General features: G+C 70.7%; 21 protein-coding genes and 1 pseudogene. 12 read left to right on the top strand and 10 right to left on the bottom strand.

Annotated features, from left to right (window positions below; translation table 11 throughout):
* Positions 1 to 16 precede the first annotated feature (16 nt).
* From ABD332_RS20905 to ABD332_RS20880, 6 genes are all read left to right on the top strand, one after another.
* Positions 17 to 1,516 carry a sensor histidine kinase gene (locus ABD332_RS20905; protein WP_344503683.1) on the top strand — a complete coding sequence of 500 codons (1,500 nt, stop codon included), beginning with the start codon at positions 17 to 19 and terminating at the stop codon, positions 1,514 to 1,516.
* Positions 1,517 to 1,905: 389 nt separating this feature from the next.
* Positions 1,906 to 3,639 (top strand): nitrite/sulfite reductase, encoded by a 1,734-nt coding sequence (locus ABD332_RS20900; protein WP_344503682.1) that lies wholly within the window; start codon positions 1,906 to 1,908, stop codon positions 3,637 to 3,639.
* Between the two features lie 154 nt (positions 3,640 to 3,793).
* On the top strand, positions 3,794 to 4,504 hold the full coding sequence (locus ABD332_RS20895; RefSeq protein ID WP_344503681.1) for a phosphoadenylyl-sulfate reductase: 711 nt from the start codon (positions 3,794 to 3,796) through the stop codon (positions 4,502 to 4,504).
* Between the two features lie 95 nt (positions 4,505 to 4,599).
* A complete protein-coding gene (locus ABD332_RS20890) occupies positions 4,600 to 5,322 on the top strand; it encodes a sirohydrochlorin chelatase (protein ID WP_344503680.1) in 723 nt (240 codons plus the stop codon).
* A gap of 35 nt (positions 5,323 to 5,357) precedes the next feature.
* A complete protein-coding gene (locus ABD332_RS20885; RefSeq protein ID WP_344503679.1) occupies positions 5,358 to 5,801 on the top strand; it encodes a TFIIB-type zinc ribbon-containing protein in 444 nt (147 codons plus the stop codon).
* Positions 5,802 to 5,870: 69 nt separating this feature from the next.
* Positions 5,871 to 6,197 carry a TFIIB-type zinc ribbon-containing protein gene (locus ABD332_RS20880; protein ID WP_344503678.1) on the top strand — a complete coding sequence of 109 codons (327 nt, stop codon included), beginning with the start codon at positions 5,871 to 5,873 and terminating at the stop codon, positions 6,195 to 6,197.
* A gap of 149 nt (positions 6,198 to 6,346) precedes the next feature.
* On the opposite strand, the gene ABD332_RS20875 is transcribed toward ABD332_RS20880, so the two are convergent.
* Together ABD332_RS20875 and ABD332_RS20870 are read right to left on the bottom strand one after the other, a co-directional pair.
* Complete coding sequence (locus ABD332_RS20875) at positions 6,347 to 6,604, bottom strand: WhiB family transcriptional regulator (protein ID WP_033358446.1); 258 nt, start codon at positions 6,602 to 6,604, stop codon at positions 6,347 to 6,349.
* A gap of 381 nt (positions 6,605 to 6,985) precedes the next feature.
* A complete protein-coding gene (locus ABD332_RS20870; protein WP_344503677.1) occupies positions 6,986 to 7,921 on the bottom strand; it encodes a diacylglycerol/lipid kinase family protein in 936 nt (311 codons plus the stop codon).
* Positions 7,922 to 8,085: 164 nt separating this feature from the next.
* Between ABD332_RS20870 and ABD332_RS20865 the strand changes: the two genes are divergently transcribed.
* Together ABD332_RS20865 and ABD332_RS20860 are read left to right on the top strand one after the other, a co-directional pair.
* Entirely contained in the window at positions 8,086 to 8,469 is a 384-nt protein-coding gene (locus ABD332_RS20865; protein ID WP_344503676.1) for a hypothetical protein, read from the top strand.
* A gap of 61 nt (positions 8,470 to 8,530) precedes the next feature.
* Positions 8,531 to 9,271, top strand: a complete 741-nt coding sequence (locus ABD332_RS20860) for a FadR/GntR family transcriptional regulator (protein WP_344503675.1) — start codon at positions 8,531 to 8,533, stop codon at positions 9,269 to 9,271.
* A gap of 110 nt (positions 9,272 to 9,381) precedes the next feature.
* Here ABD332_RS20860 and ABD332_RS20855 read toward each other — a convergent pair whose 3' ends face one another.
* From ABD332_RS20855 to sodN, 3 genes are all read right to left on the bottom strand, one after another.
* Entirely contained in the window at positions 9,382 to 9,810 is a 429-nt protein-coding gene (locus tag ABD332_RS20855) for an ATP-binding protein (RefSeq protein WP_344503674.1), read from the bottom strand.
* A gap of 25 nt (positions 9,811 to 9,835) precedes the next feature.
* Positions 9,836 to 10,321: a GNAT family N-acetyltransferase gene (locus tag ABD332_RS20850; protein WP_344503673.1), complete on the bottom strand. Its 486-nt coding sequence runs from the start codon at positions 10,319 to 10,321 to the stop codon at positions 9,836 to 9,838.
* A gap of 67 nt (positions 10,322 to 10,388) precedes the next feature.
* Positions 10,389 to 10,793 carry a superoxide dismutase, Ni gene (sodN, locus tag ABD332_RS20845; protein ID WP_344503672.1) on the bottom strand — a complete coding sequence of 135 codons (405 nt, stop codon included), beginning with the start codon at positions 10,791 to 10,793 and terminating at the stop codon, positions 10,389 to 10,391.
* Between the two features lie 70 nt (positions 10,794 to 10,863).
* Here sodN and ABD332_RS20840 point away from each other — a divergent pair, with 70 nt between their 5' ends.
* From ABD332_RS20840 to ABD332_RS20830, 3 genes are all read left to right on the top strand, one after another.
* Positions 10,864 to 11,178 carry a S24/S26 family peptidase gene (locus ABD332_RS20840; RefSeq protein ID WP_344504009.1) on the top strand — a complete coding sequence of 105 codons (315 nt, stop codon included), beginning with the start codon at positions 10,864 to 10,866 and terminating at the stop codon, positions 11,176 to 11,178.
* A gap of 174 nt (positions 11,179 to 11,352) precedes the next feature.
* A complete protein-coding gene (locus ABD332_RS20835) occupies positions 11,353 to 12,471 on the top strand; it encodes an NAD(P)-dependent malic enzyme (protein WP_344504008.1) in 1,119 nt (372 codons plus the stop codon).
* Positions 12,468 to 13,421, top strand: a complete 954-nt coding sequence (locus tag ABD332_RS20830) for a zinc-binding dehydrogenase (RefSeq protein WP_344504007.1) — start codon at positions 12,468 to 12,470, stop codon at positions 13,419 to 13,421. Before ABD332_RS20835 ends, ABD332_RS20830 begins: the two co-directional genes overlap by 4 nt.
* A 1,651-nt stretch (positions 13,422 to 15,072) precedes the next feature.
* On the opposite strand, the gene ABD332_RS20825 is transcribed toward ABD332_RS20830, so the two are convergent.
* A complete protein-coding gene (locus ABD332_RS20825) occupies positions 15,073 to 15,984 on the bottom strand; it encodes an alpha/beta hydrolase family protein (RefSeq protein ID WP_344503671.1) in 912 nt (303 codons plus the stop codon).
* Positions 15,985 to 16,057: 73 nt separating this feature from the next.
* On the opposite strand from ABD332_RS20825, the gene ABD332_RS20820 reads away from it, so the two are divergent.
* Positions 16,058 to 16,675 carry a Pr6Pr family membrane protein gene (locus ABD332_RS20820; protein ID WP_344503670.1) on the top strand — a complete coding sequence of 206 codons (618 nt, stop codon included), beginning with the start codon at positions 16,058 to 16,060 and terminating at the stop codon, positions 16,673 to 16,675.
* Here ABD332_RS20820 and ABD332_RS20815 read toward each other — a convergent pair.
* The 4 genes and pseudogenes from ABD332_RS20815 to kgd form a co-directional block, all read right to left on the bottom strand.
* Positions 16,628 to 18,778: an FAD-linked oxidase C-terminal domain-containing protein gene (locus ABD332_RS20815; RefSeq protein ID WP_344503669.1), complete on the bottom strand. Its 2,151-nt coding sequence runs from the start codon at positions 18,776 to 18,778 to the stop codon at positions 16,628 to 16,630. The genes ABD332_RS20820 and ABD332_RS20815 overlap by 48 nt on opposite strands.
* A gap of 151 nt (positions 18,779 to 18,929) precedes the next feature.
* Entirely contained in the window at positions 18,930 to 19,961 is a 1,032-nt protein-coding gene (locus ABD332_RS20810) for an alpha/beta hydrolase family protein (protein WP_344503668.1), read from the bottom strand.
* Positions 19,962 to 20,214: 253 nt separating this feature from the next.
* Positions 20,215 to 20,391: a DUF6104 family protein gene (locus ABD332_RS20805; protein ID WP_344503667.1), complete on the bottom strand. Its 177-nt coding sequence runs from the start codon at positions 20,389 to 20,391 to the stop codon at positions 20,215 to 20,217.
* Positions 20,392 to 20,489: 98 nt separating this feature from the next.
* A pseudogene (kgd, locus tag ABD332_RS20800) lies at positions 20,490 to 21,242 on the bottom strand (multifunctional oxoglutarate decarboxylase/oxoglutarate dehydrogenase thiamine pyrophosphate-binding subunit/dihydrolipoyllysine-residue succinyltransferase subunit); the annotation flags it as partial.

Raw genomic sequence — 21,242 nt, 5'->3', positions numbered from 1 at the left:
ACCATAGTCTGTAACGGTGTCGACCCTGCGTGACCTCGTCGAGGAGCACACCTCCCTCGCGCCCGAGGACATCGAGCACCTGCACCGCCTCGCCGGCGACTGGCAGATCGTGTCCGACCTGTCCTTCGCCGACCTGCTCATGTGGGTGCCGATCGCGGACCGCGGTGAGTTCCTGTGCGTCGCGCAGGTGCGGCCGACGACCGCCCCGACCGCCTATCAGGACGACCAGGTCGGCCGGGTCGCCGGCGGACCCGAGGTGGCGCACCTCGCGATCGTCCGGGCGCAGGGCAGGATCTGGCGGGAGGGGGATCCCGTCTGGTACGGCGACATGCCCGCCCGCCACGAGGCGATCCCGGTCCGCCGCCGGGGCGAGACGCAGGTCATCGCCGTCGTCGGCCGGGACACCAACCTCAGCACCGCCCGGACCCCGGCGCAGCTGGAGCTCAACTACCTGACCACCGCCGACGACCTGGCGCAGATGATCGCCGACGGCACGTTCCCGCCGCCGCGGCACCCGGGCGAGACCACCAGCGCCCCGCGCATCGGCGACGGCCTGGTCCGGCTCGACGCGTCCGGCAAGGTCACCTACGCCAGCCCCAACGCGCAGTCGGCGTACCGGCGGCTCGGGCTCGCCGCGCACCTCGTGGGCGAGAGCCTCGCCGAGATCACCGGCCGGCTCTGCGACGACCCCCTCGAGGGCAAGGACGCCACGGACCGGGTCCACTCGGCGCTGCGCGGCGACGCGCCCGCCCGCAAGGAGCTGGAGGCGCGCGGCGCGACCGTGCTCATGCGGGCGCTGCCGCTGATGCCGGCGGGCGTGCCGATCGGGGCGCTCGTCCTGGTCCGCGACATCACCGAGGTCCGCCGCCGCGACCGGCAGCTCATGACGAAGGACGCGACGATCCGGGAGATCCACCACCGGGTCAAGAACAACCTGCAGACCGTCGCCGCGCTGCTGCGGCTGCAGGCCCGCCGGGTCGGGGTCCCGGCCGCCCGGCACGCGCTGGAGGAGTCGGTGCGGAGGGTCGCCTCCATCGCCCTGGTGCACGAGACCCTCTCGATGTCGGCGTCGGACACCGCGGACGAGGCGGTCGAGTTCGACGGGATCGTGGACCGGGTCGCGGCCGCGGCCGTCGAGGTGGCCGCCTCCGACTTCACCGTGGCGCTGCGCCGGGACGGCGACTTCGGCGTGCTGCCCGCGGAGATCGCCACGCCGCTCGTCATGGTCCTCAACGAGCTGCTGCAGAACGCCGTGGAGCACGCGTTCGAGCCGCGTGGTGAGCACGACCCGGAGGTCGTCGTCTCCGTGCACCGTTTCCGCAAGCAGCTGCACGTCACCGTCGCCGACAACGGCCGGGGCCTGCCCGACGGGTTCGACCTGGACAGCAGCGAGCGGCTCGGGCTGCAGATCGTGCGGACGCTCGCGACGGGGGAGCTGCGCGGCACGATCGAGCTGCGCACCCGGGCCGGCGGCGGCACGGAGGCTGTGATGGTCGTCCCGCTGGCGAAACGCTGAAACCTACCGCACTGTGGGACCGCCGGCCATTGCCGGTCGGCGGCCTGCCCATTCTGGTCTATATTTCCTATCGGCTGAGTCTTCTTTGGGTTACGTCCCGGTGACGCGGGTTTGAGACAACCCTCACGCCGACGTGGCGTAAGGACCGGTCGACGTGGAAGACTGCACCCTATGCACGCTGCTTCTCTGCGGCTCGTCAGCCGCCGACACGTCGACTACGGTCGCGTGCGCAGCGCCATGTGTCCGGCTTGCTGAACGCCGCCCGTTAATTCTTTCTTCGGGCGCGCGACTCGCGCCGGATTCTTCATGACATTGACGTCATCCATCGCGCATCTTCCGCGATAGGCCGGCGCAGGCTCGCGTGCTCTCAACCCTGAGAGGACGCCGACATGACGGTGAACACCGTCCCGGCAGACAACGCCGCACCCGCTCCCCGTCCTGCCGCCCGCGGCGCTCGGGCCGGAGCCGGTGGGCGCCCTCGCGGCGAGGGGCAGTGGGCGCTCGGCCACCGGGAGCCGCTCAACCCCAACGAGCGCAGCAAGAAGGACGACAACCCGCTCAACGTCCGGGCCCGCATCGAGTCGATCTACGCGCACCGCGGCTTCGACTCGATCGACCCCGCTGACCTGCGCGGACGGTTCCGCTGGTTCGGGCTGTACACGCAGCGCAAGCCCGGCATCGACGGCGGCCGGACCGCGATCCTCGAGCCCGAGGAGCTCGACGACAAGTACTTCATGCTGCGCATCCGCAGCGACGGCGGCCAGCTGAGCCTCGCCCAACTGCGCACGATCGCGTCGATCGCCACCCGCTTCGCCCGCGACACCGCCGACATCACCGACCGGCAGAACATCCAGCTGCACTGGATCCGCGTCGAGGACGTTCCGCAGATCTGGCGGGAGCTCGAGGCAGTCGGCCTGTCCACGACCGAGGCCTGCGGCGACACCCCGCGGGTCGTGCTCGGCAGCCCGATCGCCGGCGTCGCGGAGAGCGAGGTGCTCGACCCGACCGAGGCGATCAACGAGATCACCGAGAAGTACGTCGGCGACCCGACGCTGTCCAACCTGCCGCGCAAGTTCAAGACCTCGATCTCGTGGCTGCCGGACACCCCGTACGAGGCGAACGACGTCTCCTTCGTCGGCGTGATCCACCCGGAGCACGGCCCCGGCTTCGACCTCTGGGTCGGCGGCGGCCTGTCGACGAACCCGATGCTGGCGGTGCGCCTCGGCGTGTGGGTGCCGCTGCACGAGGTCGTCGACGCGTGGCACGGCGTCATCCAGATCTTCCGCGACTACGGGTACCGCCGCCTGCGCAGCCGCGCCCGGCTGAAGTTCCTCGTCGCCGACTGGGGCGCGGCGAAGTTCCGCGAGGTGCTGGAGACCGAGTACCTCAAGCGCCCGCTGATCGACGGCCCGTCGCCGGAGCTGCCGGAGAAGCCGATCGACCACATCGGCGTGCACAAGCAGTGGGACGGCAAGTACTTCGTCGGCGCCGCGCCCATCGCGGGCCGCAGCTCCGGCGCCCAGCTCGGCAAGGTCGCCGACCTCGCCGAGCGGTTCGGCAGCGACCGGGTGCGGCTCACCCCGTACCAGAAACTCATCGTCCTCGACATCGCCGAGGCCGACACCGAGGCGGTCGTGCTGGGCCTGCGCGAGGCCGGGCTGGAGGCCCGACCGTCCACCTGGCGGCGCAGCACGATGGCCTGCACGGGCATCGAGTTCTGCAAGCTGGCGATCGTGGAGACCAAGGCCCGCGCCGCGGAGCTCATCGAGCACCTCGAGGCCAAGGTCGCCGAGCTCGACGCCGACATCTCCATCCACCTCAACGGCTGCCCCAACGCCTGCGCCCGCACGCAGGTGGCCGACATCGGCCTCAAGGGCATGCTCGTGCGCGACGACGCCACCGGCGACATGGTCGAGGGCTTCCAGATCCACCTGGGCGGCGGCCTGGGCATGGCGGCGGGGCAGAACGCCGGCTTCGGGCGCAAGCTCCGCGGCCTGAAGACCACCGCCGCCGACCTGCCCTCGTACGTCGAGCGGGTCGCCAACCACTACCTCGCCGGCCGTTCACAGGGCGAGTCCTTCGCCCGCTGGGTGATGCGGGCTCCTGAAGAGGAGCTCCGATGAGCGAACGGATGGCTCCTCTGTACTGCCCGTACTGCGGGGACGAGGACCTACGACCGCACGAAGAGACCCACGGCGCTTGGGAGTGCCGCAGCTGCGCACGGGTCTTCTCACTGAAATTCCTGGGGCTCGCGGCACGAATGTTGGAGGCGAAGCGATGAGCACAGCCGTTGCACGTACCCGAGAAGAGTCCATCGCCCTGGCCAAGGAGGCGTCGGCCCAGCTGGAGGGCAAGACCGCCGACAAGATCGTGGAGTGGGCCGCCGCTGAGTTCGGCGACCGGTTCTGTGTGACCAGCTCGTTCGCCGACGCCGTGCTCGCCCACGTCGTGTCGAAGGTCGTGCCCGGCGTGCCGGTCATCTTCCTCGACACCGGCCTGCACTTCGCCGAGACGCTCCGCGTGCGCGAGGTCGTCCAGCGGACCCTCCCGGTGACGGTCCGCTCGATCCGCCCGCGGCAGACCGTCGCCGAGCAGGACGCCGAGTTCGGGCCGCGGCTCTACGCCCGCGACCCCGACGAGTGCTGCTTCCTGCGCAAGATCGAGCCGCTGGAGCGGGCCCTCGAGGACTACGACGCGTGGGCCGCCGGCCTGCGCCGCGACGAGTCGCCGAGCCGCGCCAACACGCCGATCGTGAGCTTCGAGCAGGCCCGCAGCAAGTTCAAGGTCTCGCCGCTGGCGCAGTGGACGCAGGCCGACGTCGACGCGTACATCTCCCGCTACAACGTCCCGGTGAACGCCCTCATGCGGCAGGGGTACGCCTCCGTCGGCTGCTGGCCGTGCACCCGGCGGACCCCTCCCGGCGGCGACCCGCGCGGCGGGCGCTGGCCGATGTTCGACAAGACCGAGTGCGGTCTCCACACCGGGTGAAGGTTCGTAGCGCGAAGCATGGGGGGTGTGGGGTGGCGCAGCCCCCCTCGGAACCGCCGGCGAAGCCGGGGGAGCTGGTAACAGCTGTCTTACTGGTGGCGCACGGGTCCTCCGACCCGCGGGCGGCGGCTTCGACGAGAGCCCTCGCCCGCGCGGTCGCGGCCCAGCGCCCGGGGCTGGACGTCCGGACGTCGTTCCTCGACCATGCCGGCCCCCGTCCGGACGCTGTACTGCTCGACATGCAGCGGCTCGGTCATCGTTCGGCGGTTGTCGTACCGCTGCTGCTGACCTCGGCGTTTCACGGCCGGATCGACCTGCCGGCGGTCATCGACCGGGCGGTCTCCAGCGGTCTGTCCATGCGGGTGTACGTCACGGACGTGCTCGGACCGGTCGGCGGCGTCGTGCCGCCGCTCCTCGTCGCCGCGCTGCGCCGGCAGCTTCCCGCGGTCGAGGCGGACGGGGTCGTCATGATCGCCGCCGGTACCCGCGACGACCTGGCCAGGCACACCGTCGACCTGACAGCGGCCGAGCTCGGGCGGTCGCTCGGGCTGCCGTGCCGCGCGGCGTTCGCCTCCGGGTCGCCGGTCACCGGCGCGGTCGCGGTGTCGGCGCTGCGTGCCGGCGGCTGCGCGCGGGTGGCGATCTCCTCGTACTTCCTGGCCCCGGGCAAGCTGCACGAGGCCGCCGTCGCCTCCGCTGTGTCCGCGGGCGCCCTCGAACCGGCCGCGCCGCCGCTCGGTTGCGCGCTCGACCTGGCCCGGCTCGTCGTCGCCAGGATCGGCCGGGTGTCCCCGGAGACCGTGGATCTCGCCGCCTGAAGGTGGCCTTGGAACCCGGCGGCTACCGTGGACGTATGCAGATGACATGCCCGAAGTGCCGCGGCGAGATGCGGCAGTACGAGCGCAGCGGTGTCACCATCGACCAATGCCTGGAGTGCCGGGGGATCTTCCTCGACCGCGGTGAGCTGGAGAAGATCACCGACGCGGAGAACGCCTGGCGCGGGCGTCAGCAGCAGCCGGGCGCCCCCGGTGTCCCGCCCGGCACCCCCGGATTCCCGCCGCCCGGCTCGCCGCAGGCATACCCGCAGCAGCCCGCCTATGGCCAGCAGCCGTACGGCCAGCCGGTGCACGGTCAGCCGGTGCACGGCCAGCCGGGATACGGGCAGCCGGCCTATGGTCAGCCCGCATACGGCCAGCCGCACCACCCGCAGCAGCACGGCCACTATGGTCACTATGGGCATCACAAGAAGCGCAAGAAGCACCACCGCGAGAGCTTCTTCGAGGAGCTGTTCGACTAGCCACACCGTCCGGGTCGCCTGCGGAAACGGCTGATCTCGCGCTTGGTGGCCGAGGGCTACCTTGGGGGTATGCAGATGACATGCCCGAAGTGCCGCGGCACGATGCAGCAGTACGAGCGCAGCGGCGTCACCATCGAACAGTGCCTGGAGTGCCGGGGAACGTTCCTGGACCGCGGCGAGCTGGAGCGGCTGATCGACGTCGAGTCCGCCGCCATGCGCAACCAGGGATACCCGCCCGGCTACCCGCCGCCTGGATACGGCCAGCCGCCCTACGGCGCCCCCGGCTACGGCGGTTACGGTCAGCCCGGCTACCCGCCGCCCGGATACGGGCAGCCCTACTACGACGGCCCGAACTTCCCGCCGCCCGGCCCCAACGACCCCCATTATCGTGGGTAGGCAGATTGGTCGTGGCCCGCACGTGAAACGCCCCGGCGCATCGGCCGGGGCGTTTTCGTCTTCGCTGCTGCTCGGGTGTTCGATGCGCTTTAGGCTTGGGTGCGCTTCGGTGCCGGGCTGCGTTTTTTATGGTGCTGTTATGGCTCAGGCTATGCGGAGTGAGCGCGGACCCGCAGGCCGCCGCGACGCTTCATCAAACGACGCTCGTCTTCGCTCATTCCGCCCCAGACGCCTGCGTCCTGACCGGAGTCGAGTGCCCACTGCAGGCAGTCGCTGGTCACGGAGCAGCGCTGGCAGACCGCCTTCGCCTGCTCGACCTGCAGCAACGCCGGGCCCGAAGTTCCGATGGGGAAGAACAGCTCCGGGTCCTCGTCGCGGCAGAGGGCATGGTGGCGCCAGTCCGACATGGCGGCAACACTCCTTGTTGTTTTCGCGGATCGTTGTTAGTGATTCCCTATGTGCATCTCGCGTAACGTCTCGGCTAGGCGGAGCCTGAAGATCCGTAACGCGTGTGCGGGCAACGCTCAGTGTTCGTATCGCTTGTGAATGCTTTCACGAACTACCGCGATGTCAAGGGGTCCAAACCAAGAAAATCCAAGTCGGTGAGCAAGCTCACGCACTGTTTGTCCGATTTTATTGCGTTTAGGGACCCTGAATCGCAACAGTCAGTTACCAATGTAGTACGGTTCGGTCAACGATCGGAGGGGTTTCGGAGATGCGGTCGCGGTGTCTCTGTCGCGACTCTCTGCAACTTTCTCCCCCTTCGGTGGACGACCGCCGGGAGTGACTCAACACACTACGCGTAACGCTCCCGGCACGGACGCGAAATCCAACTTGTCGCACTCTCCGAGGTACTCCCCGTCGACCTGGAAAGCGATCGGTTTGGCGGCGGTGAGCGTGAACCCGGCAAGATCGTGCATCCGCAGCACCTGCTTGCCCTTCAAGTCGGCGCCGCGAACCAGCTGCGCCATCGTCCGGGCCGTGCTCCCGGCCTGCATCTGCAGCAGGCCCAGCACGTCGAGCCCCGTGTCGAACGAGGCACGCGGATTCGGATCCACCGGCCGCTCGCCGATGTATGTCCATGGTGCAGTGTTCTGCACCAACATCCACGTTAGCCCGGACTTGGCAGGTTCGCCCGGGAGCTCGAGCGTGAGCAGCGGCACCCGGCGGTTCGTCGTCACGTATTGCTGCGCGATCGACCGGAAGTACAGCCACGGCGTCGACGTCGAACCGCGGTGCCGGGCCTGATCCACGCGCCGTACAACCTCCGCATCAAGGCCCATACCGGCGCAGAACGTGAAATACCGGTCGTCGGCGCGGCCGAGGCCGACGATCCGCTCCCGCCGGTCCCGCAGCGCCTCAAGAATCGCGCCGGTGCCCTCGGCCCAGTCGCTCGGCAGCCCGAGCGCCCGCGCGAACACGTTCGTGGAGCCACCCGGCACGACCGCGAGCGCCGGGCGCTCCTGCGCGCGCCCCTCGGCCGGGCCGGCGTCGAAGGTCATCAAACCGTTGACCGCCTCGTTGACCGTACCGTCGCCTCCGAGCGTCACGACGAGGTCGAAGCGCTCCCGGGCGGCGTCGCGCGCCAGCTCCACGCCGTGGCCTTTGCGCTGCGTGTATGCCACCTCCAGGTCGACCTGGCTGCGCAGCGCACGCACCAGGATGTCCCGTCCGCGCTCGGTGGTGGTCGTCGCGTTCGGGTTGACGACCAGGAGGGCTCGCATGGGCGGCACTGTACCCGCTCTCCCGCGCGCTAAGGTGAGGTGCACGGGAGAGGGCCGACTGAAGGGAATGCCAGGTGAGCGGCCAGCGGAGCGGCTCGGGTCGCGAGCCACGCAATGCAGGGTCGGCTCGGGCTGACGCCGGAGGCGGCGACGCGAGCGGCGCGGTGACGTCGGAGCGGGAGCCGGCGACCCTGCGGTGGGCGGTGCGGCTGCTGTTCGCGGAGGGCGTCGGGCTGGCCCTGCTCACGCTGGTGATCGTCTATCTGGATGTCACCAGCAAGTCGACGTTCCTCGCCACGGCGCTGTCCTTCACCGGCTACCTGGCGCTCATGACCCTGCTGTTCCTGGGGATCGCCGTCGCGCTGCACCGCCGTCAGCGATGGGCCCGCGGCCCGGGGATCGTCACGCAGATGCTGCAGATGCCGATCGGCTGGACGATGCTCACCCACGGCCAGCCCTACATCGGGGCGCCGCTCTTCGCGCTGGGGCTCGCCGGGGCGATCCTGCTGTTCGCCCCGTCGACGCGGATCGCGCTCGGCATCCGCTGAACGTACGACCTGTGGCGTTGCTGGTCCCGCCGATGGCAGGCGTGACCTACGCTCGGTGGTCGTGACGGTCGCACCCGCCTATCAGGTCCTCGCCGACCGGCTCCGCGTGGAGATCATGTCCGGTCAGCTCCTACCCGGTGCCCGGCTGCCGACGGAGCCGCAGCTCTGTGAGCAGTCCGGGCTGAGCCGGTCCACCGTCCGCGAGGCGCTCCGCCTGCTGAGCAGCCAGCACCTGATCGTCACCACCCGAGGTGTCAACGGCGGCAGCTTCGTCGCCGAGCCCGACGCCCGCACGCTCGGCGAGTCCCTCACCGACGGCATCGGGCTGCTACTGGCCAGCGGCGCCGTCAAGGGCGACGACTTCCTCGAGGTCCGCCGGATGCTCGAGGTCCCCGCCGCCGGCCTCGCCGCCGCCCGCCGCGAGCCGTGCCATCTGCGCGACCTCGAGGCCGCGATGTTCGACCCCGAGACCGCGACCCTCGACGAGCGCATCGCCGCGCACTCGGCGTTTCACCTGGCTGTCGCCGCCGCGTCGGGCAACACGCTGCTCTGCCTGATGGTGCGTCCGCTGTACACCGTGAGCGACCGCAAAGCCGCCGCCCACAACGCCCCGTTGCCGATGTGGAGGATCATCGACCGGGATCACCGTGCGCTGCTGGCAGCCATCGGGGACCAGGACATCGAGCTCGCGATGGAGATCGCCCGCGGGCACATCGACCACGTCAGGCCGGCGGAGCTCCCGCCGGAGCACGCCCGCACCCCGGTCCCCGGAGTCGCCGCCCTGAAGGAGCGCCCTCTGTAGGCGCTGGTTCCGGTGGCCCGGTCCTACTTCAGTCGGCCCCTTTGGCCCGGTCCTACTTCAGTCGGCCCCTTTGGTACGGGCCTACTTCGGGAGGCCCCTTTGGTCCGGGCCTACTTCGGGCGGCGCTTGGTCAGGCGGATCCGCGCCTGGAGGCCGTCGACCGACGCCGACACCTCGTCGGCGAGCGCGCTGAGCACCTGCCACGCGAAGGACTCACCCCCGGGCAGCCGCTCCGTCGGCGACCCGAGCGGCACCGACGTCTCGACCGTCAGCGCGTCCGCGGTGACCGTGAACCGGCAGGCCAGCTCGACCGTGTCGCCGAGCTGCGGCGTCTCGCTCGCCACCGCGAGCAGCATCGCGCACGCCTCGTCGACGGCGATGCGCAGGTCTTCGATCTCGTCGAGCGTGAACTGCAGGCGTGCCGCGAGACCCGCAGTCGCGGTGCGCAGCACCCCCAGGTAGGCGGGCGACGCCGGCACGGCCAGCAGCACGACGTCGTCGGCGTCGGATCCGGACCTCTTCGAAACGACCTGAGTCACGCGATGAACCCCCTTGCCCGCGACTCTACGACGTCGCCGCACGCGCCGTGGCGGCGAGTGCGTCCCCGGTGAGCCGGTAGGGCAGCCAGTCCGACTTGTGCCGCGCGCCGAGCGCGTCGTAGAAGCCGCGGGCCGGGTTCCAGTCGAGCACCGCCCACTCCAGCCGCGGGTAGCCGGACTCCACACAGATCTGCGCCAGCTTCGCCACCAGGGCCTTCCCGGCTCCGGTGCCGCGGGCGGCCGGCCGCACGTACAGATCCTCCAGATAGATGCCGTGCACGCCCTCCCACGTGGAGTACGTCCGGAACCACAGCGCCATCCCCACCGTCTCGCCGCCGGTACAGGCGACGTGGCAGAACACCGCCGGCGCCGGAGCGAAGAGCACCGCCCGCAGCTGCTCCTCCGTCAGATGGCACTCCTCGAGGGCCTTCTCGAACTCCGCGAGCTCATACACCATCCCGACGATCGCCGGCACGTCCTCGTCCGTCGCCACACGAACTTCCACGCTCATCTATGCACCTCGTCCATGAAAAAGCCCTCCACCCCGCCGTGACGGGGTGGAGGGCACCTCTGGCAGGTCAGGCCTGCTTCGTCTCCCAGAAGATCTTCGCGATCTCATCGATCTTCGCCAGCAGCTGCTCGGCGACGGCCGGGTCGGCCGAGCCCTTCGCGCCGGACGCGCCCGCGAGCTTCGTCGCCTCGTTGAAGAGGCCGTGCAGCTGCGGGTACTTCTCGAAGTGCGGCGGCTTGAAGTAGTCGGTCCACAGCACCCACAGGTGGTGCTTGACCAGCTCGGAACGCTGCTCCTTGATCACCAGCGCCCGAGTGCGAAACTCGGGGTCACTGTTGGCCTGGTACTTCTCGCTGATTGCTTTGACGGACTCGGCCTCAATACGGGCCTGCGCCGGGTCGTAGACACCACACGGCAGGTCGCAGTGGGCGCTCACCACGGTGCGCGGGGTGAATAGCCGCGACAGTCGCATCGAACCCTCCAGGGTGATTTGCGATGATCCTCAGTTGCTGACCCTACTCCTGTCCAAACTCGGGGATTTCATGCGGCTACCGTGGTTCACGGCACTGGTGCACGGCCCGTCGATGGCACCGACGTTGCGCCATGGTGATCGGATTTTCGTTCGCCGCGTCGGGACAGCGCGGCCCGGCGACGTCGTCGTCGGGTGTTTCCGCAGCCGGCCAGGCCTCTTGGTGGTGAAGCGCGTGGCCCGGGCGGAGGCCGGCGGATGGTGGCTGACCGGCGACAACCCCTTCGGATCCGATGGTTCCGAGGTGTACGGGCCGGCCGACGTCATCGGACGTGTGACATTTCGCTGGTGGCCACAACCGGTGCGGCTGCGGCGCGGCGCAGCGTAAGGTGATGCGGATACCGGGTCACCCCCGCTGAATCGCATCATGAGCGCTTTCACCACCCATGCGCTTGGCGGAAACACCAGCATTGTCAGACGTGGCAAAGGAGCCCCCGTGTCTGCACCCGTGACCAATCACGCCCTTGAAGGGCCAGTTTTCGACCTCCATCAGGGCGGCAAGATGTCCGTCCAGTCCAGCGTCCCGCTCGCGACCCGTGAAGATCTCGCCCTGGCGTACACGCCGGGCGTCGCCCAGGTCTGCGAGGCCATCGCCGCCGACGAGGCGCTCGTCCACGAGCTGACCTGGGTCGGCCGGGCCGTCGCCGTGGTCACCGACGGCTCTGCGGTGCTCGGACTGGGCAACATCGGCCCGCGCGCCGCGATGCCGGTCATGGAGGGCAAGGCCGTCCTCTTCAAGCAGTTCGGCGGGGTGGACGCGGTGCCGATCTGCCTGGACACCCAGGACCCCGACGAGATCGTCGCGATCGTCACCGCCCTCGCACCGTCGTTCGGCGGCATCAACCTCGAAGACATCTCCGCGCCGCGGTGCTTCGAGATCGAGCGCCGCCTGGAAGCGACCCTGCCGATCCCCGTCTTCCACGACGACCAGCACGGCACCGCGATCGTCGTGCTCGCCGCGCTGCGCAACGCCGCCCGCGTCCTCGGCCGCGAGCTTCACGACCTGCGCATCGTCGTCAGCGGCGCCGGCGCGGCGGGCGTCGCCGTCACCAAGATGCTCATCAGCGGCGGCGCCGACGCCGGCGAGATCGTCGTGCTCGACTCCCGGGGCTGCCTGCACACCGGCCGCACCGACCTGAACCCGGAGAAGTCAGCGCTCGCGGCCCGTACCAACGCCGGCGGCATCACCGGTGACATCGTCAACGCGCTCCGTGGTGCCGACGTCCTCATCGGCGTCTCCGGCGGCACCATCGGCGAGGCGGCGCTGGCCGGCATGTCACCCGGCGGGGCGATCTTCGCCCTCGCGAACCCGACGCCCGAGGTGCACCCGTCGATCGCCGCGCGCTACGCGTCGGTCGTCGCCACCGGCCGCAGCGACTTCCCCAACCAGATCAACAACGTGCTCGCGTTCCCCGGCATCTTCCGCGGCGCCCTGGAAGCCGGCGCGACCCGGATCACCGACGGCATGAAGGTCGCCGCCGCGTCGGCCATCGCCTCGGTGCTGGCCGCGGACGAGCTCTCGCTGGGCACGATCGTGCCCAGCGCCCTGGACCCGCGCGTCGCCCCGGCCGTGGCCGCCGCGGTCGCCGCCGCCGCCCGCGTCGACGGTGTGTTGAGATAACCGTCATGCGTGCAGCTTTCGCGTCCAGTTTCAACGACGCCGACCCCCTCGCCGGCCTCACGGTCGGCGAGGCCCCGGCGCCTGTCCCGGGTGACGGCTGGGCCGTGGTGGACGTGCGCGCCAGCGCGCTCAACCATCACGACCTGTGGTCGCTGCGCGGCGTCGGCCTCCGCCCCGAGCAGCTGCCGATGATCCTCGGCTGCGACGCCGCGGGCATCGGCCCCGACGGTGCCGAGGTCGTCGTGTATCCGGTGGTCTTCACCCCGTCGGGCGAGGTCTCGATCCTCTCGGAGTTCTACCAGGGCACCGTCGCCGAGCAGGTCACCGTCCCCGCGTACAACCTCGTGCCGAAGCCGGCGGAGCTCACCTTCGCGGAGGTGGCCTGCCTGCCCACGGCGTGGCTCACCGCATACCGGATGCTCACCACCAAGGGCCGCGTGGAGCCAGACCAGGCCGTCCTGGTCCAGGGAGCCGGCGGCGGCGTCGCGACCGCCGCGATCCTGCTGGCCCAGGCCCTGGGCGCCCGCGTCTACGCCACCTCCCGCGACGCCTCGAAACGCGAGCGCGTCGCCGCCCTCGGCGCCACGGCCCTGGACTCCGGCGCCCGCCTCCCCGAACGCGTCGACGTCATCATCGAAACCGTCGGCGAGGCCACCTTCGACCACTCGATGAAGTGCGCCAAACACGGCGCCCGCATCGTCGTCTCCGGCGCCACCAGCGGCCACCTCCCAAAGGTCAACCTCCGCCGCATGTTCGCCCTGCAACTGGAGATCCTGGGCACCAGCATGGGCACCCCCGAAGAGCTGTCCGCCCTGATGACCCTCCTCGCCAACACCGGCGTCCGCCCCGTGATCGACTCGATCATCCCCTTCTCCGAAGCCCGCACCGCCTTCGAAAAACTCCACTCCGGCGACGTCTTCGGCAAGATCGTCCTAGACCACACCACCTGACCCTCCCACCCACGCCGCAACCGTGGGCGTGCCCGGCCCACCCCAGGCACGCCCACCAGCGCCCGCCCGGCCCCCACCAACCTGGCTGGAGCCCGCCCCTGACCAGCGCCAGACCTGCCCCCGCCAGACCTGCCCCCGCCGGACCTGCCCCCGCCGGACCTGCCCCCGCCGGACCTGCCCCCGCCGGACCTGCCCCGCCGGACCTGCCCCCGCTGGCCTTTGACTCGGCCGGATCTCGCTGGTCTCGGCCCTGGCTGGCGTCAGACTTGATCGGCGCTGGACTTGACCCCGCTGGACTTGATCGGCGCTGGGCTTGACCTCGCTGGATTGACCCGGCCGGATCTCACTGGTCTCGGCCCTGACCGGTGCCAGACCTGACTCGCGTCAGACTTAACCCGCACCGGTCCTGAATCCGCGCTGGCTCTGACTCCGCACCGGCCCTGACCCCGCGCTGGACGTGGCCCCGTGACCCGCGCCGGACCTGGCCAGCCGGCCCTGGCCCGCGCTGAACCTAGCCTGCGGCGCAAGCGGTGGCGTCGAGGCGATGGGCGTACGACGACGGCCCGACTGGCGTCCCGTGGAACAGGCTGTTGCCGCCGGTGGGTGATCGTGGGCGGGTCGTCTTGGTGGCGCTCGATTGCGGACTCGAGCCAGAGCAGGTGTGCGGTTGCCCGTCTTGGTGCCCGCGGTGAGGCTGCCGGCCGGCGACGTGAGGCTGTGACTTGCGAAGCGACGAGTCGGCCGGCGGATCAGCCCCAGGCAAGCCGCACGGCCGTTGTGCGTTGGTGACGGCGGTGCGGGTGGCCGGCCCGGTCGCGGTGGTGCGGCCGGACGTGCTGCTGATCGGACGGCCCGCGATGGCGATAGCGGTGCGAACGCTTGGTGCGCTGGAATGGTTTGCGATCCTGGCCGGGTCGTCGGGCCACTGGGCACTGACACCACCTCGGGCGGTGGCGGCGTTGCTGTCCTGCCGACGGACCGCGGCCGTGGCGGCGTTGCTCCCCTCTGGGCGAGTTGTGGTGGCGGCGTCGCGCCCGCTTGGACGGGCGGTGGCGGTGTCGTTGCTTCCCTGCGGGTGGGTCGCGGCGGAGGCGTTGCGCCCCCGTGGACGGACTGTGCTGGAGGCGGCGTTGCTGCCCTGCGGACTGACTGTGCTGGCGGCGGTGCGGCAGGCCGCGGGTGAGGTGGGGCATCCGGGCGCGGCGCCGTGCTCACGCTTCTGGGCAGTGCGGTCTCCGGCGCGGGACGGGTTGCCGGGGCGGGAGTCTGAACGGTGGGCCGTGCTGGTGGCGGTGCGGCGCAGCCCGGCGACGGCGACCCAATAGCGGCGGCGCCCGGCGGGGTGGGGTGGAGGCCGGCCAGGACGCGGGCGTTGCGCAGGCGGGTCAGCTTGGTCGCATGGCGGGTGGCCAGGCCGTGCCTGCGGGCCTCGGCGAACTCCGCCCTGGCCTGCTGCCGCTCCTCGCGACGGCGGGTGTGCTCGGCGGCCTGGGCTGCCAGGCGGGCGCGCGAGTCGATCTGCCCGGTGGCGCAGCGGCCGGCGCCAGGCGCTTCCAGCGAAAAATATGGTCGTGGCACGGCTTGCCTCCCCCCGAGAGCCGAACCCACTGCCTCGATTCCTATGCTAGCATATGACCATAGCGTCTCAGGATCACAGGCGATCGTCGAAGGAGGGGCCTTGCGGGAGTTGTCGGCGGGCCATGGGGTCTCCGTAGAGCTCGAGGCGCAGGAACGCCAAGGTCACCGAGCGGACCTCGGCGTAGGAGGTGACGTCCGGGCGGAGATAGGGGTCGTTGTGGTTGCCGCCGGGGACGGTCAGCATCGCCTTCGACCAGGGGACCAACTCGTAGGTGGCCCTGCCGGAGGCGTAGGAGACCAAGGGGTCGGCGTCGCCGTGGACGAAGAGGAGCGAGGCCGGGGTGCCGGTGAAGGCGGTGCCCACGCCCAGACCGCTGCCGGCCAGGACGATGCCGGCGTGGAGGCGGGCGTCGCGGCTCGCGGTGAAGAGGCCGACGGTCGTGATGGCGCCGGCGGAGTGGCCGGCGGCTGCGAGGCGGGTGTTGTCGATGCGTTTGCCGAGTGGGCCGGCGAGCACCTGGCTCAGCACGAAGCTGGCGTCGGCGGGCTGGTTGAGCACGTCGTAGACGTCCAGGCGGGGGGCGCTGCGGGTCGTGTTGGGATACGCGGGGGCGATCACCGCGAAGCCGGCCGACGCCCATGCGGTGAGCAGCGGTGCGAAGGCCTCGGGGGTGCCGTTGAGGCCGTGGCTGAAGATGACCGCCGGCACGCGGGTGGTGGACGAGGGCATCCAGATGACGGTGCGCAGGACGCGGCCTTCACGGCTGTAGGTCACCTCCTGGCGCGACACGTCGAGCGCGGCCCGCGGCACGGGGAGAGGGGGTAGCGGCGTGACGTGGGCGAGTTGTGGGGCGACGGTCGCGGCCGGGGAAGGCGACGGCGTGACCCACTTGGCCGGTGCCGGCTGGCCTGTGCAGCCAGCGAGACCCGGGGTAGCGAGGCCGGCGAGGCCAGCGGTCAGCAGGGCCACGACGAGACGGCGCATGGCATCCAAGGTACGAGGCGGACACCACGAACAAGGCTGGCCCGGCGGGCGATTTACGGCTAGGTTGCGGCGCATGTCCGTCGTCTTCCGGGTGCTCACCGCGGTGAGTGCGCTGACCGGGATCGTCCTGCTGCTCGACTTCACAAACGGCGACGGGGGAGTGTTCGTCTACTTCACCGTGCAGAGCAGTGTGATCATCGCGGTGGTGTCGGCCGTGGCGGCGCTGCGGCCGGTGCCGGGGTGGGTGCGTGGGGCGGCGACGCTGTACAGCTGCATCACCGGCACGGTGTATCACTCGTTGCTGGCGAATCCGTCCAGCCCGTTCCACGTGGTGGATTCGGGGGCGCACGCACCGCACAACCTGCTGCTGCACACGGTGACGCCGATCCTCGCCGCGGTCACCTGGCTGTTCGTCGACAGGGAGCCGGTCCGCTGGTGGTATGCGGCCGTATGGCTCGGCTACCCCTTGGCGTATCTGGCCTTTGCGCTCGTACGAGGTGCGATCGTCGACAAGTATCCGTATCCGTTCGTCGACGCGAACGAGCTCGGCTACGGCGGTGTGACGATCTCGGCGCTCGGCTTCACCGTGGCGTTCTTCCTGCTCGGGCTGCTGCTCATCGGGCTGGGCGAGGGAATCCGGCGATTAACTGGGCAACAGCGCGCCAGGGTTGAGGATCCCGCGGGGATCTAGCGTGCGCTTCGCGGCCCGCAGCACGTCGGTGAAGAGGGGGTCCCGCTCGAGCCACGGCAGGTGGTCCCGGCCGACCGCGTGATGGTGGGTGATGGTGCCGCCGGCGCTGGTGATGGCCGTGCTGACGGCGGCCTTGATCTCGTCCCAGATCATGACCTCGGCGCCGCGCCGGGCCGGCGTGATGATGGTGAAGTAGGGCGCCAGGCCGTCCGGGTACGCGTGAGTGATCCGGCAGGTGACCACGGCGACGCGGGCCGGGGCGGCGGCCTGCGCGGCGGCGATCACGGCCGCGTGCAGTGCCTCGAAGCGGCTCCACGTGCACGCGGTCTCGACGGTTTCGACGATGAGGCCGAGCCTGATGAGGGCATCGCGGGTGTACGGCGCCCGCAGAAACGACGATCGCCAGTTGCCGACATCGCCGCTCCGCCCCGAGCTGCCGCCGGCGACGCCTCTACCTGAACGGCCGGAGCCGGCAAAGCCACCGCTGGACCGGCTGGAGGCACCGGGGCCGCCGCTGGAGAGACCGCTGCCGGAGCCACCCGGACCAAGGCCGTCGCCGGAGCCGGCAGCGCCGCCGGAGCGTTGATCAGCGCTGTCGGAGTTGGGAGTGGAGGCGCTGGCGTTGTGGGCGGGGCGGTTGGAGTCACCCGGGTCGGGGATGTAGTCGGTGTCGGGGGCGCTGTCGGGGCGTTGAGCAGCGGCGTCGGGGTGGTGAGCACTGCCGTTGGAGTGTTGAGCGGCGCTGGCGGGGTTGGGAGTGGAGGCGCTGGCGTTGTGGGCGGGGCGGCTGGAGTCACCCGGGTCGGGGATGTAGCCGGAGTCGGCGGCGCCGTCGGGGTGGTGAGCGCTGCCGTAGGGGCGGTGAGCGGCGCTGGGGGAGTTGGGCGTGAAGCCGCCGGTGTTGGGGGTAGGGCGGCTGGAGTCACCCGGGTCGAGGGTGTCGTCGGCGCCGGTGGGGCGGTGAGCAGTGCTGGCGGGGTTGGGCGTGGAGGCGCCGGTGTTGTGGGCGGGGCTGGTGGGGTGGGGAGTGTGGCCGGGGGTGGTGGGGGTGCCGCCGTGGTCGGCGCAGAGGGTGAGGGCGTCGTCTAGGAGGGGCACGGTCGGGCCTTCGAAGCCGAGCAGCAGCCGGGCCTGGCCGTCGGTGGCGCCGGCGTTCAGCATCGCCTCCACGGGGTCGAGGAGGCGGCAGTTGCTGGGGCGGAGGCCTGCCTGCAGGAGGGCGCGCATGGCGGCGATGCCCTGGTCGTACGCAGGGAAGGCCACCGACGTCGAAGCCTTGGCCGTCGGGCGAGGCGTGACGCGCAGCCACGCCTCCACGATCACCCCCAGCGTCCCCTCCGAGCCCGCGAACAGGCGGTCCGTCGACGGGCCGGCGCCGCTGGACGGCACCCGTAGCGACTCCACCGGGCCCTGCGGTGTGATCACCCGCAGGGCTGAGACGGCGTCGTCGATGCGGGTCGGGCCGGTCGCGTAGTGGCCGGCGGCGCGGGTCGCGATCCATCCCCCGACGGTGGAGAACTCGAAGCTCTGCGGGTAGTGGCGAAGCGTCAGGTCGTGCGGGCGGAGAGCCTGTTCGAGGGCCGGGCCGGAGACGCCGGCCTGCACCCGGACGGCGTGGTTGACGTCGTCGATCTCGAGGACCCGGCCGAGGCGGGACAGGTCCAGCGACACCCAGGGGGCGTCCCCGCGGTATTCGACGCCGCCCACGACGGAGGTGCCGCCGCCGTACGGGACGACGGCCGCCCCCACCGCCTCGGCCCAGTCGAGCGCGGCGACGACGTCGTGCCCGGTCCGCGGGAAACAGACCAGGTCAGGAGGGTTGTCGAGCCGGCCGCGCAGCGCTCGGATCACGTCGCGGAAGGCCTTGCCGTACGTGTGCGACGCCCGCGTCATCGAGTCGGCGGCGAACGCCTCCTGCATGATCGACGGAGGAATCAGGCGCGGCGGGGGCAGGACCGGGTCGTACGGCATCGGCAGCACCGACCCGTCGATGGGCATCCACGGCCGCAGCGACGTCTCGGCGAGGCGCCGGCAGGCGTCGTCGTCGAGGGCCTCGTCGGCCCAGCCCCAGCCCCACCACGACCGTTCCCGCCACGCGGTCATTGACGGAGAGTGCCACAATCCGACACGTTCGGCCACTGTCCGAGGGGCAGGTCATCGGTATTCTGTCGGCCATGCCCGATGAGCGCATTGACCCAAGCCAGAACACTCAGGCATTTCAGGCGTGGGTGGACAACAGCAACAACGAGCCGGCTCAGCCCGCCGCGACCGGCTCCAAGGTCGGCCTCATCGTGGCCGGCGCCGTCGTCGCGGTCGTGGTGATCGTCGTCGTGGTGTTCGCGCTGCTGTAGATACCCACCGATTCGAAGCGGGTCACCCCGTCGAGCCGGGCGTCGTCGTCCAGCCTGGCCTGGGCGATCTCGTCGCCGTCGAGCGCCCAGGCGAGGAAGTTCAGCAGCGTCGCCATCGCCTGGTGGTGCCCGCGCTCCGGGTCGTTGGTGGCGGCGCCGTGCTCGCCGCCGATGATCGTCAGGAACGCCTTCGGCCACGGGTCCGCGGCGTACGACGTGCGCCCCTGCTCATACGCCACGACCGGGTCCTTGTCGCCGTGCACGAACAGCAGCGGCACCGGGCTGCCCTGGTACTTCCCGGCCGGCCGGCCCGCGAAGATGACCCCGGCCTTGAGGCGCGGGTCGCGGTGCACCGTGAACAGCCCGTCGGTCGTGGTCCCGCCGCCGGAGTGCCCGATCGCCGCCATCCGCTCGGAGTCGATGCTGTCGGCCAGCGGATTCCCGGGCTGCAGCATCTGCGTGATGACGAACGACGCGTCCAGCGACTGGTTGGGCACGTCGAACTTGTTGAACTTCGGCGTGTCCTTCTTCGTGAACGGGTACGCCGGGGCGACGACCACGTACCCGGCCTCGGCCAGGAACTTGGTCATGCCCTCCTGCAACTGCGGGTTGCTGTAGAAGCCGTGGCTCCACAGGATCAACGGCAGCTTCCCCGGCAGCACCTCGGCGCTGACCTGCACCTGCCCCTTGCTCCGCCGGGAGGAGCCGCGCGTCGGGTACCACACGGTGGTGGGTAGCGGCCGGTCCTTGCCCCGGGCAAAGTCGAAGTGCCGCACGCCGATGGCATGGCCGCTGACCCGGGTCGCCTCGGCGCTGGCTGCGGCGGCCAGGGGCTGCTCCTCCGCTGCCCCTGAGGCCGAAAAAGCGCCGCCCAGAAGGAGCAGGGCGGCGGCCAGGAGCGACACGGTTGCGGATCGGTTGCGACTTCGGGGCACGTACAGAATGTAGGTGCCCCATGCGCTACGCCGGGATCACCCGACTGGGGACAATCGATTGTCTTGCCGGACTACACCAAGTTGTTCCCGAACGACCCAATTGGCGGATGCGCCCGCAGCCACATTGATTTGCAGCGCCCGATTGCACTGATAAATCGGATATGTCCGTCATCCGGCGACCGCCAAAGCCGACCGTTGTGGTCGCTGCGGCAGGTGTACGACCAGTGCCCGCGCGGGCGTGGACGGACATCGGTCAGTCCTCGTCGTCGTCCAGGCGGGCCAGGTAGACGGCGAGGCGTTCGATCGGCGTCTCGAACTCGGGGTTCTGGTCGACGAAGTCGCGGAGGCGCTCGGCCAGCCACTCCAGCGTGACCTCCTCCTCGCCCCGGCGCTGGGCGAGCTCCTCGATGCCGCGATCGGTGAAGTACATGGGCACCTCCAAAGGAACCGGGGAGGGCGCGAGCCCTCCCCGGAACGGAACGAACGAACGAACGAACCAACAGATGGAACCAGCGAAACGACAGAGGGTCAGCGCTTCGGCAGCGCGGCCTCGATGAGCGCCTGCTGCTCGGCGTCGTGGAGCTTGGTGGAGCCGACCGCCGGAGCGGCGGCGGCGGGGCGGGAGATGCGGCGTAGGCCGACGCCCTGGAGGTGCTCCAGGAGGTTGAGCGCGATGAACGACCACGCGCCCTGGTTGGCCGGCTCCTCCTGGACCCAGGCGAAGTCCTCCGCGTTGGGGAACTGTGCCAGCGCCGCGCGCAGCTCCTCCACCGGCATCGGGTAGAGCTGCTCGACCCGGATGATGGCGGTGTCGGTGATGTCCCGCTCGGTGCGCGCCTGCAGCAGGTCGTAGAAGACCTTGCCGGAGCAGAGCAGGACCCGCTTCACCGCGGCGTTGTCCAGGCCGGCGCCCTTGATGCCCGGGTCGCCGAGGACGGTGGCGAAGGTGCCGCTGGTGAAGTCCTCGACGGGGGAGACGCAGAGCCGGTGGCGCAGCAGGGACTTGGGCGTGAAGACGACGAGCGGCTTCTTCTTCGGCGACAGCGCCTGGCGGCGCAGCAGGTGGAAGTGGTTCGCCGGGGTCGTCGGCACGGCCACCCGCATGTTGTCCTCGGCGCACAGCTGCAGGTACCGCTCGAGCCGCCCCGACGTGTGGTCGGGGCCCTGGCCCTCGTGCGAGTGCGGCAGGAGCAGCGTCACGGCGGTGCGCTGGCCCCACTTGACCTCGCCGGAGGAGATGAACTCGTCCACGATGGACTGGGCGCCGTTGACGAAGTCGCC

Origin of the sequence: Dactylosporangium maewongense (assembly GCF_039531485.1) — a bacterium.
GTDB lineage: Bacteria > Actinomycetota > Actinomycetes > Mycobacteriales > Micromonosporaceae > Dactylosporangium > Dactylosporangium maewongense.
The sequence above is the reverse complement of the archived record's forward strand: the minus strand, read 5'-3'. Positions and strand labels throughout refer to the sequence as shown.